Source organism: Leucobacter sp. NPDC015123 (assembly GCF_043080205.1).
Classification (GTDB): Bacteria; Actinomycetota; Actinomycetes; order Actinomycetales; family Microbacteriaceae; genus Leucobacter; species Leucobacter aridicollis_A.
Genome location: NZ_JBIBVH010000001.1, coordinates 200,810 through 213,121 on the forward strand (window position 1 = coordinate 200,810; position 12,312 = coordinate 213,121).

A 12,312-nucleotide genomic window follows, 5' to 3' on the forward strand; every position below is an offset into this window, starting at 1 on the left:
GAGCGGCTTGTGGCCGCTCGGGGCAAGGATGAGGGGTGTCACCTGAGGTGACCGCGGAGTCCGCGCCCAGGGTAGGCGTCAGTCACGATGTCTTCGTCGCGCACGACGAACTCGCCGGCGACCAAGACGCACTCGATCCCGATCGAGGGCCGGGTGCTATCGAGGTACGTCGCCTGGTCCGTCACGCGATCCGGGTCAATCACGATGATGTCGGCGTCGGCTCCCAGGCCAAGGTGCCCCTTGTGCGCAAAAGCCGGTGTCGTCGCGTCCATGACGCGCGCAGGCAGAAAGCTGCAGCGGCGAAAGGCCTCGAGCCAAGTCCAAGCCTGCTGCTCGCGTACCATCATGCGGAGAGAGCGCGCGAAGGTTCCCGCTGTGCGCGGATGGGTGGTGCCACCCGCTGGCAACGGCCACTCGCGCGTGTCAACTGTGCCGTCTGGCCAGTTGACCTGCATCGCGTCCGACGCAACGATTCCGTCGGGGAACGCGAGCGCGCGCTCAAGCAGGGCGCGGTCCGCAGGATCCTCGTCGTCGATGAACTCGACGATGCACGCGGCGCCGGGGTCAGTCTTGCGCATGTGCCGAAGGTGCTCGGCGTCACGGATCCGTTCTCCGGTGGCGACGATGACGATACTCGATGGCGAGATCCCCCAGACGCCAAGCCGTTCGGGCGCAAGAAAGGCTGCGCCGATGCCCGTGCTGCCCGCGCCGTAGGGGTACGTTTCGACGGTGATGGCGGCGCCGCCCTCGCGAGCCCGCTCGATGACCCCGAGCGTGCGGTCAATGTGCCTGCGCGAGGTGCTGTTCACGTGACAGTGATGCACCTGTCCGCCGAACTCCATCGCGGCGCGTGCGGCTTCCTCGGTACCGTCCATCGGCGTCGTCGGATCGGCCTCAGTGATCTCGCGTACGTGAGTGAACGTCGGCACACCAGCGCGCGCCGCGAGCTCGTTCACTGCGAGGTACTCGGCTGGGTCAGTACGCGGCGCGTAGCCCTGCAGGATTCCGATCCCGAGCGCCCCATCGGCGATCTCGCTCTCGAGGCGTCCGAGCCATGCGCGCAGCTGCGCCGGTGTTGAGTCAGCCTGCCACGCAGGATCTCCAAGGATCGAAAGCCCCTCGGCGAAGTCGGCATTTGCTGATCTCCCCGAAAGCACTTCGGCTCGCGCCATCCCCCAGGAGGCTGAAAACCCGAAGTTAATCGGACGCCCCTCTTGCATCGCCTTCGTGTACGCGAGCTCGACGGGCAGCAGACCTGCCTCGAGTTCGAGCGCCGTCGTGACACCGTCACGGGCCTGCAACCGTTGACCCGCAATCGAGTTCACATGGCTGTGGAGGTCAACGAAGCCAGGCCCGACGATCTTGCCTGCGACGTCGATCTCCTCGGCGTCTCCGACACGGAGTTCCAACCCGACTGCAGCGACCTTGCCGTCCTCAATGAGCACGTCGGCGACGCGGTCGGTCCCGTTTCCGGGATCCACCACCCGGCCTCCGCGCAAGATGACGCGTTGCATTAGGCTGCAGCTTCAGCTTCGTCACGCTTGCGCAGGCACCGAATGTCAGCGTACAAGCATGGGTGACCGTCGACAGTTGTGAACGTGAGCTGCGACCATGTCGACAGTGAGTCTGGGCGGGAGACGAAGCGGTTTGGCTTCGCGGTAGGCAGCATGTCGAAGAGCGTGGAGGTGACCGAGCTGGGGTCGAGGCCCTGGGTGAGCTTCGCCTTGACCTGGCCGCCTTCGGTCTTAAACACCTCGACCGAGGTGATGAAGTCGCCGTACGTGCCGAGCCACTCGTCCTTGACGACCGCCTGGCTCGCAGGGCCCGACGGGCTCACTCCCGCGCCGGTGGAGGCGCCGACAAACTCGCGCGCGAAGGCCTCCACAATCTCGCCGCCCGCGCGGTTCGCGATTCCGCCGTTGCAGAACACAACGATGACAACGCCATCATCGGGAAGCACCTGGAACCAGGCCTTATTCCCGACAGTGGTACCGCCGTGCCAAAAGAGGCGGTGGCCCTCCCACTCGTCGAGGATCCAGCCGAGGCCCCACTGCGGAGACAGCGCGTCTGCGTCGCCGAGATCCGCCTGGACCTGCGCCATCAGCTCCACCGACTCCGGGCTCAGCACGTTTGTGCCAGCCACGCCGAGGCCGCCGCGCAGGAAGGATCGACCGAAGTCGAGCAGGTCGTCGACGCTGCTGTTGATGATGCCTGCAGGCCCGACCGAGCGAGGCAGCGCAGTAGTCGGCGCGGGCACCCAATCTTTCGCACCCGTTTCGCGGGTGTGACCATGCTGGTAGCGGTGGCTCATGATCTGCTCGGGCAGCGTCAAGAACTGGTGCAGGTCGAGACGCTGGCTGATACGCGCCTGGACCGAGGCGTCCCAGGTGCGGCCGTCGATGAGTTCGATGATCCGGCCGAGCACGACCCATCCCGAGTTGCAGTACGACCAGCCGGTTCCGGGGCTGAACAGCGGCTCGGCGTCCTTCAGCAGGGCAACGTACTTCTCAATGCAGTCGTCTCCACGACCGGTGTCGGTGAAAACATCGCCGTTGATGCCCGACGTGTGCGAGAGGAGGTGACGGATCGTAATCTTCGACCCGTCGTCCGTCGTCGACAGCGGGGTGTCTGGGAGCAGCTCGGAGACGAGTGTCTCAAGCTCGAGCTTGCCCTCCTCCCGCAGCTGCATGATCATCGTCGCGGTGATGATCTTCGTGACCGAGCCGATCTGGCAGAGGGTGTCTCGTGTGGTCTCGACACCCGTGCGATTGTTCGCAAGCCCCGTGCTTGCGACAAACCGCTGCTCGCGGCCCGTCGCCTCGTCGATGCGCAGCACGCCTGCGACGATTCCTGGCACGTGGTGCCGTCTCGCAGTCTCACCGAGAAACTCTTCCCAACGGGCGGTGTCGAAAGCAGGGGGGCTCAGCGGGTTCGTCATCGTTGACTCCTGTGATCTGGTGTGGTGTGCCTGAAAGTTAGTGTTGGGTGGTGCACGTGGGCGCCGCCGCCAGTCGGCATGCGGCGCCCACGTTTCGAGTGCTACTTGACGAGGATGATCGCCGTGTAGAACTCGTCGATGCCGTACGCTTCAATGCCTTGCGAGAAGCTCGAGGTGGCAGTCATCGCGAATGGAACGTAGTCGGCCGACTTGTACATCTCAGCCTCGGCAGTCTCCCAGGCCGCGCAGGCCTCGGTGCCAGTGTGCGTGTTCGCCTCTGCGACGAGTTCGTCGAACTTCGGGTTGTTGAGCGCCATGAAGTTGTTGCCATTCGGCGGGGTCTCACCGGTGAAATACGTCATCAGGGCGCTCGGCACGGGGAAGTTCGCGGAGAGCATGATCGTGTCGAGCGTCGACGCCGCGCCGGGCTTGCTGATCTCTTCGATGAACGCGCCGTAGTCTGCGCCGTGATGGTTCACTCCAACGCCGATCTTCGCCCACTGCTCCGCCATCATCTCGGCAGTCGATGCTGTCTCGGCACCCTTTGACTGCCAGGCGAACTCGAGGTCGAGCTTCTGGCCGTCCTTCGCGCGCTTGCCGTCGGAACCCTTGACCCAGCCCGCCTTGTCGAGCATCTTCTCAGCCTCAGCGACGTCCGTTGTCGGAAGGTTGGGGCCCGCCGCGTCATACTGACAAACCTGCGGGTTCGCTACGGCGAGGCGCTGCGCCCGCTCGCCCTTACCTGCCGAGCTCACCTGCATGAGCTCATCGAGGTTGAGCGCCTTCGTGAGCGCAATGCGCACGTCGCGGTCCGAGGTGGGCTGATCGGCTGCCTGGCTGTAGAGGATGCCGCCTGTGAGCAGCTTGCCCTGCGCGTAGACGTCAACCTTGCCTTCGAGCCTGTCTGCGTCAGGACCTGTCACTGTCGCGAGGTTCAGTTCCTTCGAGAGCAGCAGGTTTGCGCGGGTGCTCTCGTTCTCGACGATGCTGATGACGACTGTCTTGGGAACGCCCGGTGTCGCCCCCGTCGGAGCCCCCTCAGGGCCCCATGCGTAGTCGTCACGCCGCTCAAAGGTGTAGTGATCGCCGGTGACAGCCTCGGTCATCGCGTACAGGCCGGTACCATTCGTCGCGGTCGCAACGCTCTTAGGGTCATCGAGCGCGGCCTGGCAGAAGATCGGCATAGTACCAATCGCAGTGATGCGGAACGGGTCTGGCTCCGTCGTCGTGATCGTGACGCTCGTGTCGTCATTCTCGATCTTCGCGTCGGCAGGCACGACGAGGTTAACCGCCGTTGAACTGTTGGCCGGGTCTGCAATCCACCGGAAGTTGTTCGCGATCGTCTCAGCGGTGAGCTTGGTCCCGTCTGCACAGACCGCGTCGTCGCGGACCTTGAAGTGCAGCGAGGTCGGAGTCTCCTCCCACTCAGTCGCAAGCCAGCCCTTGGTCGAACCGTCGGTGTCGAAGTAGACGAGGGACTCGTACGCCCACGGCGTGACCGAACTGAGCACTGCGCTCGGGTTCAGCGGGGTGAACAGCATTCCCGGGTCGCGAGTCAGCGCGAAGTTGAGCGTGCCGTCAACGACGGGCTCCCCTCCGCCACCAGCCTCTGGGGTAGCGCCGCCGCCACCTCCCGTGCATGCTGACAGGGCCAGCGCCCCGACAGCAGCAAGTCCAAGGATCTTATACGCCTTCATAGTGTGTTCCTTCGTGTTGAGGCCCAGGTGACAATCATCTCGGGAGTGCACGTCGCGCACTTCGGCGTGCTCGACAAATCTGCGCTCCCAATCTGTTGACCTGAACAGTTTGGTGATGCAAGTGTGAAAGTGTGACGGCCTACAGCGTCGGCACCGCTGCGATCAACTCACGGGTGTACTCGTGCTGCGGGTTGTGCATCACTTCGAGCGTCTCTCCGACCTCGACGAGACTGCCCTGACGCATAACCGCGACTCGGTCACACACAAGGCGCACGACAGCGAGATTGTGGCTGATGAACAGCATGGAGAAACCGAGTTCGCGCTGCAGCTTCTTCAGCAGATTGAGCACGGACCCCTGTACCGAGACATCGAGCGCAGACGTGATCTCGTCAGCAAGAATCACCGCCGGCTTCGCAGCGATTGCGCGAGCCACGGCGACGCGCTGGCGCTGTCCGCCCGAGAGCTGTGTCGGCATTCGCTGGGCAGTGTCTGTCGGCAACGCGACCGCACGCAGCAGATTCGCTATTTCGTCTTTTCGCGCCTTGATCCCGGGGATAGCAGAACCATCACGCTTGTGCGCTGCGACGAGCGCCTCGTCAAGCGACTGCCCGATCGTGCGCCTCGGGTTGAAGCACGACTGCGGATCCTGAAAAATCATCTGCACCCGGCGGCGTTCGCGCACTCTGTCACCACGGGCGTGCGAGATCTCTGTGCCCTCAAGAAGAATCCGCCCCGATGAGGGCTCAGAGAGCCCAACAGCCGCTCGCGCAATCGTCGATTTACCAGAGCCAGACTCGCCGACGAGTCCCAACACCTCGCCAGCCCGAAGATCAAGACTGACCTCGTCAACCGCAGTGAAGAGCGACGAGCCGTGACCATAAGTGATGCTAGTTGATTCGAATACGAGCTGACTCGTCACTTTGCTGCTCCTTCGAAGTCAATCAGACGAATGGCCTCGGTCGGCGGGAGAACCGCCTCGATAACCCCAATCGGGGACGTCCCCGTGAAGTCAGCATCATCGGGGATCGACGCCATCGCTTCGCCACGCGGGCTACTCATTGTCGGTACCGTCGCCATCAGGGCCTGCGTGTACGGGTGCGCCGCGTTCCCGGCCCGTAGCTCGTCTGCACTAATGTCTTCAACGAGCCGGCCCCGGTACATGACGAGTACGCGCGTGCAGAGCGACGTCACCACAGCGATGTCGTGCGAGACAAACATGATCGCCGTGCCGTCCTCCTCATTGATCTGCCCCAGCAGTTTGAGGATGCCAGCCTGCACCGTCACATCGAGTGCGGTTGTTGGCTCATCGGCGAGGATGAGCGACGGCTTACCCATGAGACCCGCTGCGATCATCGCGCGCTGTCTCATACCGCCCGAGTACTCGTGTGGGTACTGCGAGTAACGGCGCTCCGCATCAGGGATCCTGACGTCCTCAAGCCTCGCGACAGCCGTAGCCTTCGCCTCGGCGCGCGTCATGTAGAGGTGCAGCTGGCCGCTCTCGGCAACCTGCGTTCCCACGTGCAGAGCGGGATTCAGGGACGACATCGGGTCTTGGAAGACCATCGCGAGCTTGGTGCCGAAGTGGTGGTCGAGCGAGCGCGGATGGCCGTCTTCGCTCAACACCAAATCTTCACCGTCGAAGCTTGCAGAGCGCGCCGTGACATGCAGTGGCGCTTCCAAGAGGCCAGCAATCGACATGAGCGTGAGGCTCTTTCCCGAGCCCGACTCACCGACGACACCGACGATCTCGCCGCGGCCGATATCAAACGAGACTCCGTCGACGAGCGGGCGCAGTTCGGCGTCACTTCCGGGCGCAAACACCTTGAGCCCGCGAACCGAAAGGACGTTCTCGCTTGCCTCGCCAGTGTCGATGGTGGCGTGATCCTGTTTCGCGTCTTCCGCCGCGCGCAGCCTGACACGCTTCAGCTTCCGAAGCACCCGAGCAGACAGCGTACGCCTCGCACCCGTGTTGAGCGTGCGGCTCAGCACTTCGCCGAGGAGCACAAATGTGAGACCGGCGAGGATGATCGCGACGCCAGGAACAAGTGCGGCCGCCGGCGTGACGAAGATCCGGCTAATTCCCTCGTTCAGCATCCGACCCCAGTCGAACTGCGGCACCTGCACGCCGAGCCCAAGGAACGACAGGCCGGCGAACGCGAGCAGCGTTCCGCCTGCAGTGAGCGTCGCGTTCACGAGCAGCGGATCGCGGATGTTTGGGAGCACGTGCCTGAAGACGATCTGACGCTTGGGCACGCCGAGCACGAGCGCAGCGGACACGTAGTCGCGGCCCCACACAGACGCCGCAAGGTTGTGCACAAAGCGGCCATAGTTCGGCATCATCGCGATCGCGATCGCGAGGCTCGCGGCCGCGGCGCTCTGACCCAGGATGACAGAGAACGCGATTGCGAGCAGCAGGCCGGGAAACGCGACACCAATATTGATGCCAGCCACAATCCACCGACCTGGCGTTCCGCCGAGTATGAGCGGCAGCAGTCCGAGGACGACGCCGCAGACGATGCCAATTGCTGTGGCGGTGAGCGCCATTACGACCGACAGCCGAGTTGCGACGAGCGTGCGAAGCAAGATGTCGCGGCCGCTCCCGTCAGTTCCGAAGACGTGCTCCGGGCTCGGAGGCTGCGAGATCAGGCTCGTGTTCGTCACAGAGGCCTGTTGACCCCAGATGATCGGCGCGAAGATCGCGAGAAAGGCGAGCGCGAGAAACGCGATGCTTGCGGCTACGCCGACGGGTGTCCGCAGCGTATGCAGGAATCGTTGGGATGTCGTCATGATTTGTCCAATGCGGTACGCGGATCGAGCAGGATCAGCGCCATGTCAATAGCAAGGTTGATGAGCAGCACAACCGCTCCGTAGAAGATGATGATCGCCTGCACAAGCGGGTAGTCCTTTTCCTGAATGGACTGCACGATGACGCTGCCGAGACCCGGCCAAGCGAAGATGCTCTCAACGATCACGGTTCCGGCGATCATGCCTCCGAGCGCCATGCCCGAGATTGTGAGTGTCGAGGTCAACAGGTTCGGGAGCACGTGTTTTCCGTACAGGCGAACTGGTGACATCCTGCGGGCGCGAGCCGTACGAACGTAATCCTGCTGCAGCACTGTCAGCGTCTCAGCGCGGACGATCCGGGTGAGCGCGGCAGCCGGCCCAAAGGCGAGAGCAGTCACCGGCAAGATATACGAGGCGAAATCGCCCCGTCCCGCGACAGGCAGCAAATCGAGCGTTACCGCGAAAAAGTAGACGAGCAGGATGCCCGCGAGAAACTCGGGGATGAGTGCAATCACTGCGGTGATCGAATTGAAGCCGATGTCGACACCGGGTCGGCGATCTCCGTGCGTGAGCGCGCCAAACGTGAGCCCCAGGCAAATCGCGATGACAAGCGCAATCGCGACTGCCGACCACGCGATCTCGAGGGTAGCTGGCGCCCGCTGCATAATGACGTCGATCACAGGCATGCGCGAGCTGATCGACTCGCCGAGGTCGCCCGTGAAGAGGCCCTTCCAGAACGAGAGGTACTGGACGAACACCGGCTTGTCGAGACCGAGCTCAACCCGACGCGCTTCAACAGCCTCAGGCGAGGCGTTTTCACCGGCGGACACACGAGCGGGATCCCCCGGGATGAGCTGCATCAGCAAGAATGCGACAGTGACAAGCACGAACATCGATACGACGAAGTAGCCGCCGCGGCGCAGGAGATACGCGGCCCAGGGTTTGCGGGCCAGGAACGATTCTCGCTTCTGCGGTTGTGGTGTATCAGTGTCCGCTATTGGACTCGCAGAAATTGCTGGCATGCGCTCTCCTCGCCGTTGGGTCGTAGCTGCTGGATTCAGTATTGCGGAGAAGTGAATCGCGTCGCATTGTCGGACGCGCCAAGCAACGAGCTCAAAAACTGTCCGGCATACCAACACGCCGATTGCGATACCTCATATGCTTCGAGATTGGAGGCCACGAGCTCCGCGACGGTGCGACGCCGCCGGTTCCCATTCCCACTGAAAGGTTTGTCATGCGCGTATACATTTCAATCGATATGGAGGGTGTCGCAGGCATCGCCACAATGGACCAGGTGGTCCGAGGCGGTCACGGCTACCCACGCGCGCAGCAGCTCATGACTGGTGAGGCGAACGCAGCAATCGAGGGGGCGTTCGCGGGCGGTGCGACGGAGGTCACAATCAACGACAGCCACGGCACCATGGATAACCTCATTCATGAGGATCTCGATCAGCGCGCCCGCGTCGTATTCGGAAGCCCAAAGGTCGACTGCATGGCCGAGGGCATCGACAAGGATCACGACGTTGCGCTGTTCATCGGCTATCACGCGGCCGCAGGCGGGCCAGGAGTCATCGCACACACCTATTCTTCGCTCTTCAACGAGGTCCGCGTGAACGGAAAGCCGGTCTCAGAAGCAGACGTGAACGCGCTGCAGGCCGCTGCGGTGGGCGTGCCCGTCGCGCTGCTCACCGGCGACGACGTGATCTGCGCCGACATCTCGACCTCGCTGCCCGGTATCGAGACGGTGACCGTGAAGGAGGCGCACGGCTACAACGCGGCGGATTCCGTCTCCCCCACCGAATCGCGCCGCCTCATCCACGACGCGGCCAAGCGGGCGGTCGAGGGTGCGAGCTCGCTGAAGCTCGCGCCGGTGCCCGAGGTCATCGAGGTTGAGATCGACATGCCGAACATCCCCTCCGCCGAGCTCGCGCAGATGATCCCAACTGCTGAGCGGACTGCAATCCGCACGATCAAGCTGAGCGCGCAGTCGCCGCGCGAGGCAGTGAACTTCATCACCGCGTGCTACCAGTTCGCTGCGGCGTCACTGCGCGGCATGTTGCCGCTCATCAACCGCTAGCCACCCCACACGAAATGGCCCGGGCCCCTCACGGGGCCCGGGCCATTTCGTGTTCGCGCTCCGGGGCTGCAAGCCGCCGCCCGAGCCGCTACCCCAGCGCGTCGGAGAGCAGGCGCGCGATATCGCCGATCGCTCGGTCAGCCGCGGGGTTTCGTGACTGCAGGGTCTTTCCGCGGAGGAAAACTGCGATCGCGTGGCGCTTGCCTCCCGGAAACTCGACGACGCCGATCTCATTGCGCACCAGGCCGATGGTGCCTGTCTTGCCCGAGATCTTGACGTCGTCGCGCGGGAAACCGGAGCTCAACCGGTGCGGCCACACCTGCAAACCGAGGATTCGACGCGCCTCAGCACACGCCTCCGCGGGCGCAGCTGCGTCAGTCCAGATCTGCTGCAGCAGCGACGCAGCCTCGCGGGGCGTTGTGCGGTTCGTCTTTTCGGGCGTCGCAGCGGTAAACGTCGCAGCGGTCTCGTAGTCGACGCTTGCCATGCCGTCGATCGTGCCAATACCCGCCGCTGCGAGATCTCGCGCGATCTCTTCAAAGATCAAAGCGCAATCGCCGGTTAGCTGTGTACCCGGCAGCCCGAGCTCGCGCATCGTCGCGTTGACGCGATCCACTGTCACCAGTCCCGTGACGATATCTGTTGCCGCGTTGTCACTGACGGTGATCATCGAAGTTGCGATGTCGCGCAGCGACCAGTCGGCGTCGTCCGAGAATACGCTCAGCCCTGTCGGTCCGAGTGTCGCCTCTGCTGGCGAGACGCGGATGCGCGTCGCAGGATCGAGCTCCCCCGCAGCAACCTGACGCACATACTCGACAAGCACCGGAACCTTAAACACGGACGCAGTCGCTGTCGGCGCGTCTGAGTTGAACCCAACTTCGACGCCGGTGTCGATGTCGCGAGCGTGCGCGAAAGCGAACACCCCTGCCTCTTCGGCGACCTCATTGATGCGTGCGGTGAGTGTATCTTCATCGATATTGTGCGTGCTCATACTGAGCAGACTAGTGGTCGACCAGGCCTCGGAAGTTGTGAGCACTTACGAGAGCACCTGAGGTGCTTCGTCGCACAGAACAACGCACCCGTTCGGCTTGTGGCCGAACGAGTGCGTTGCCTACGTCCCGTGGAAGAGCGCTACTTACCGAGCAGCTCGTTCACGAGGTTATCTGCGGCAACCACTGTGGTGATACCGCGAGCTTCTGCCTCGTCGAACACTCGCGAGAGCGTGTCACCGATCGCGTCGATGCGCGCAATGCGCTCGTCGATCGTGTCGCCCTCGGCGCCGAGGTACAGGACGCCGCCAGCGTTCACGAGGTAGTCAGGGGCGTAGAGGATGCCGCGTGCAGCGAGCTGCTCGGCACCGTCAGACTGAGCGAGCTGGTTGTTCGCGGGGCCGACGACCGCGGCAACCTCGAGCTCATCAATCACCTGCGGCGAGAGCATCCCGCCGACACCGGCGGGCATGAACACGTCAGCGGGAACGCGGTGGGCGTCCGCTGGCGCGACCCAGTCGGCTCCGAGTCCCGAGGCGAGCTCCCTCTTTGCCTCGTTGATGTCTGAAAGTGTGAGCACCGCGCCCTCAGCGGCGAGGCGCTCGGCGAGCGCCGACCCGACGTGGCCGAGGCCCACGATGGTGATCTTGCGTCCCTTCGGGTCAGTGCTGCCGTGCGTGCGGCGAAGCGTCTCGCGGAGCGCGGAGTACACGCCGCGGGCCGTGTAGGCGCCGGGATCGCCCAGGCCGCCCTTGTCAGCAGGGAGCCCGACCGCGTGCTCGGTGAGCTCAGACACGACGGCCATGTCAGCAGCAGTCGTGCCGACGTCCTCGGCAGTCAGATAGGCACCCCCGAGCGCCTCGACGGCGTCACCGAGGTCAAGGAACGCGTTGCGACGCAGCTCGCCGGTGAGCTGCTGGCCGGGCTCGAGCACGATGACAGACTTGCCGCCGCCGAGCTTGAGCCCAGCGAGCGCGTTCTTCGAGGTCATGCCGCGTGACAGCCGCAGCGCGTCCGCGAGGGCCTCGCCCCAGCCGCTGTAGCTCCACACGCGGCAGCCGCCGAGCGCAGGGCCGAGCTTCGTGCTGTGCACGGCGACGATAATCGTGAGCCCCGACCGGGCACCTGTCGAGATGTTGACCTTCTCGTGGTCAAGGAACGGGAACACCGTTGCCGCACTCTCGTCGGTGAGGGGCGGCACGGTCAGGGTAGAAGCACTAGTCATGCCGAGAATTCAATCGACAGCTAGCGAATCCGACAAGTGGCATCCAAGTTATTGATCGTTTTGATCGATGAATTCCCACCCGGGTGGGACTACCTTGAACAGTATGCATGTCCTTGACGCCACCGACCGCCGGATCCTCACGGTCCTCGACGCCGACCCGCGGGCCACAGTGCAGGCAATCGCGTACAGGCTCGGACTCGCGCGCGGCACGGTGCACACCCGCCTCGACAAGCTCCAGACCTCCGGCGCCCTCCGAGCGAACTCGCTCAGGCTCGACCCGCCGGCGCTCGGTTGGCCGCTTCGAGCGCGCATTACGGCTGAGGCGAATCAGGAAGAGCTCGAGGGCATGATCGCAGACCTCGAACTCATTCCCGAGATCACCGAGTGCTTCGCCGTCTCGGGGCCGAGCGATCTCGCAATTGAGATCGTCGCGCGCGACGCCGACGACGTCTACCGCGTGACGCAGGAGATCATGAAGTGCCGCGGCGTGATCCGCACGTCAACAGCGATCATGCTCCGTGGGCTCATCGCACGCAGGCAGCACCAGCTGCTCTAGCGGCGCGCGCGGGTGCGCGTCGCCGCTGCCCCGCACACCCGTTGCA

At 63.9% G+C, this 12,312-nt stretch carries 10 protein-coding genes; 2 read left to right on the top strand and 8 right to left on the bottom strand.

What is annotated here, in order from left to right; genetic code table 11:
* Positions 1-38 precede the first annotated feature (38 nt).
* From ACF07D_RS00890 to ACF07D_RS00915, 6 genes are all read right to left on the bottom strand, one after another.
* Positions 39-1,514 carry an amidohydrolase family protein gene (locus ACF07D_RS00890; RefSeq protein ID WP_391503555.1) on the bottom strand — a complete coding sequence of 492 codons (1,476 nt, stop codon included), beginning with the start codon at positions 1,512-1,514 and terminating at the stop codon, positions 39-41.
* Positions 1,514-2,938, bottom strand: a complete 1,425-nt coding sequence (locus ACF07D_RS00895; RefSeq protein WP_391503556.1) for a serine hydrolase domain-containing protein — start codon at positions 2,936-2,938, stop codon at positions 1,514-1,516. The genes ACF07D_RS00890 and ACF07D_RS00895 overlap by 1 nt, the downstream gene beginning before the upstream one ends.
* Before the next feature lie 101 nt (positions 2,939-3,039).
* The gene (locus ACF07D_RS00900; RefSeq protein ID WP_391503557.1) at positions 3,040-4,635 is read right to left on the bottom strand and encodes an ABC transporter substrate-binding protein; all 1,596 of its coding nucleotides are present in this window, start codon (positions 4,633-4,635) and stop codon (positions 3,040-3,042) included.
* Positions 4,636-4,774: 139 nt separating this feature from the next.
* Positions 4,775-5,554: an ABC transporter ATP-binding protein gene (locus ACF07D_RS00905; protein WP_255809432.1), complete on the bottom strand. Its 780-nt coding sequence runs from the start codon at positions 5,552-5,554 to the stop codon at positions 4,775-4,777.
* Positions 5,551-7,422 carry a dipeptide/oligopeptide/nickel ABC transporter permease/ATP-binding protein gene (locus tag ACF07D_RS00910; RefSeq protein WP_391503558.1) on the bottom strand — a complete coding sequence of 624 codons (1,872 nt, stop codon included), beginning with the start codon at positions 7,420-7,422 and terminating at the stop codon, positions 5,551-5,553. The genes ACF07D_RS00905 and ACF07D_RS00910 overlap by 4 nt, the downstream gene beginning before the upstream one ends.
* Complete coding sequence (locus ACF07D_RS00915; protein WP_391503559.1) at positions 7,419-8,441, bottom strand: ABC transporter permease; 1,023 nt, start codon at positions 8,439-8,441, stop codon at positions 7,419-7,421. The genes ACF07D_RS00910 and ACF07D_RS00915 overlap by 4 nt, the downstream gene beginning before the upstream one ends.
* Before the next feature lie 212 nt (positions 8,442-8,653).
* Here ACF07D_RS00915 and ACF07D_RS00920 point away from each other — a divergent pair, with 212 nt between their 5' ends.
* On the top strand, positions 8,654-9,496 hold the full coding sequence (locus ACF07D_RS00920) for a M55 family metallopeptidase (protein ID WP_255809428.1): 843 nt from the start codon (positions 8,654-8,656) through the stop codon (positions 9,494-9,496).
* An 88-nt stretch (positions 9,497-9,584) separates the two neighbouring features.
* On the opposite strand, the gene ACF07D_RS00925 is transcribed toward ACF07D_RS00920, so the two are convergent.
* The gene (locus ACF07D_RS00925; protein WP_391503560.1) at positions 9,585-10,487 is read right to left on the bottom strand and encodes a serine hydrolase; all 903 of its coding nucleotides are present in this window, start codon (positions 10,485-10,487) and stop codon (positions 9,585-9,587) included.
* A 140-nt stretch (positions 10,488-10,627) separates the two neighbouring features.
* Complete coding sequence (locus tag ACF07D_RS00930) at positions 10,628-11,710, bottom strand: Glu/Leu/Phe/Val dehydrogenase dimerization domain-containing protein (RefSeq protein ID WP_391503561.1); 1,083 nt, start codon at positions 11,708-11,710, stop codon at positions 10,628-10,630.
* A gap of 103 nt (positions 11,711-11,813) precedes the next feature.
* On the opposite strand from ACF07D_RS00930, the gene ACF07D_RS00935 reads away from it, so the two are divergent.
* Positions 11,814-12,266, top strand: a complete 453-nt coding sequence (locus ACF07D_RS00935; protein WP_119282882.1) for an Lrp/AsnC family transcriptional regulator — start codon at positions 11,814-11,816, stop codon at positions 12,264-12,266.
* The last annotated feature ends 46 nt before the right edge of the window (positions 12,267-12,312 follow it).

Excerpts from the sequence above, each read along its gene's own strand:
- ACF07D_RS00890 (WP_391503555.1), bottom strand. The coding sequence starts at position 1,514 with ATGCAACGCGTCATCTTGCGCGGAGGCCGGGTGGTGGATCCCGGAAAC.
- ACF07D_RS00895 (WP_391503556.1), bottom strand. The coding sequence starts at position 2,938 with ATGACGAACCCGCTGAGCCCCCCTGCTTTCGACACCGCCCGTTGGGAA.
- ACF07D_RS00900 (WP_391503557.1), bottom strand. The coding sequence starts at position 4,635 with ATGAAGGCGTATAAGATCCTTGGACTTGCTGCTGTCGGGGCGCTGGCC.
- ACF07D_RS00910 (WP_391503558.1), bottom strand. The coding sequence starts at position 7,422 with ATGACGACATCCCAACGATTCCTGCATACGCTGCGGACACCCGTCGGC.
- ACF07D_RS00915 (WP_391503559.1), bottom strand. The coding sequence starts at position 8,441 with ATGCCAGCAATTTCTGCGAGTCCAATAGCGGACACTGATACACCACAA.
- ACF07D_RS00920 (WP_255809428.1), top strand. The coding sequence starts at position 8,654 with ATGCGCGTATACATTTCAATCGATATGGAGGGTGTCGCAGGCATCGCC.
- ACF07D_RS00925 (WP_391503560.1), bottom strand. The coding sequence starts at position 10,487 with ATGAGCACGCACAATATCGATGAAGATACACTCACCGCACGCATCAAT.
- ACF07D_RS00930 (WP_391503561.1), bottom strand. The coding sequence starts at position 11,710 with ATGACTAGTGCTTCTACCCTGACCGTGCCGCCCCTCACCGACGAGAGT.
- ACF07D_RS00935 (WP_119282882.1), top strand. The coding sequence starts at position 11,814 with ATGCATGTCCTTGACGCCACCGACCGCCGGATCCTCACGGTCCTCGAC.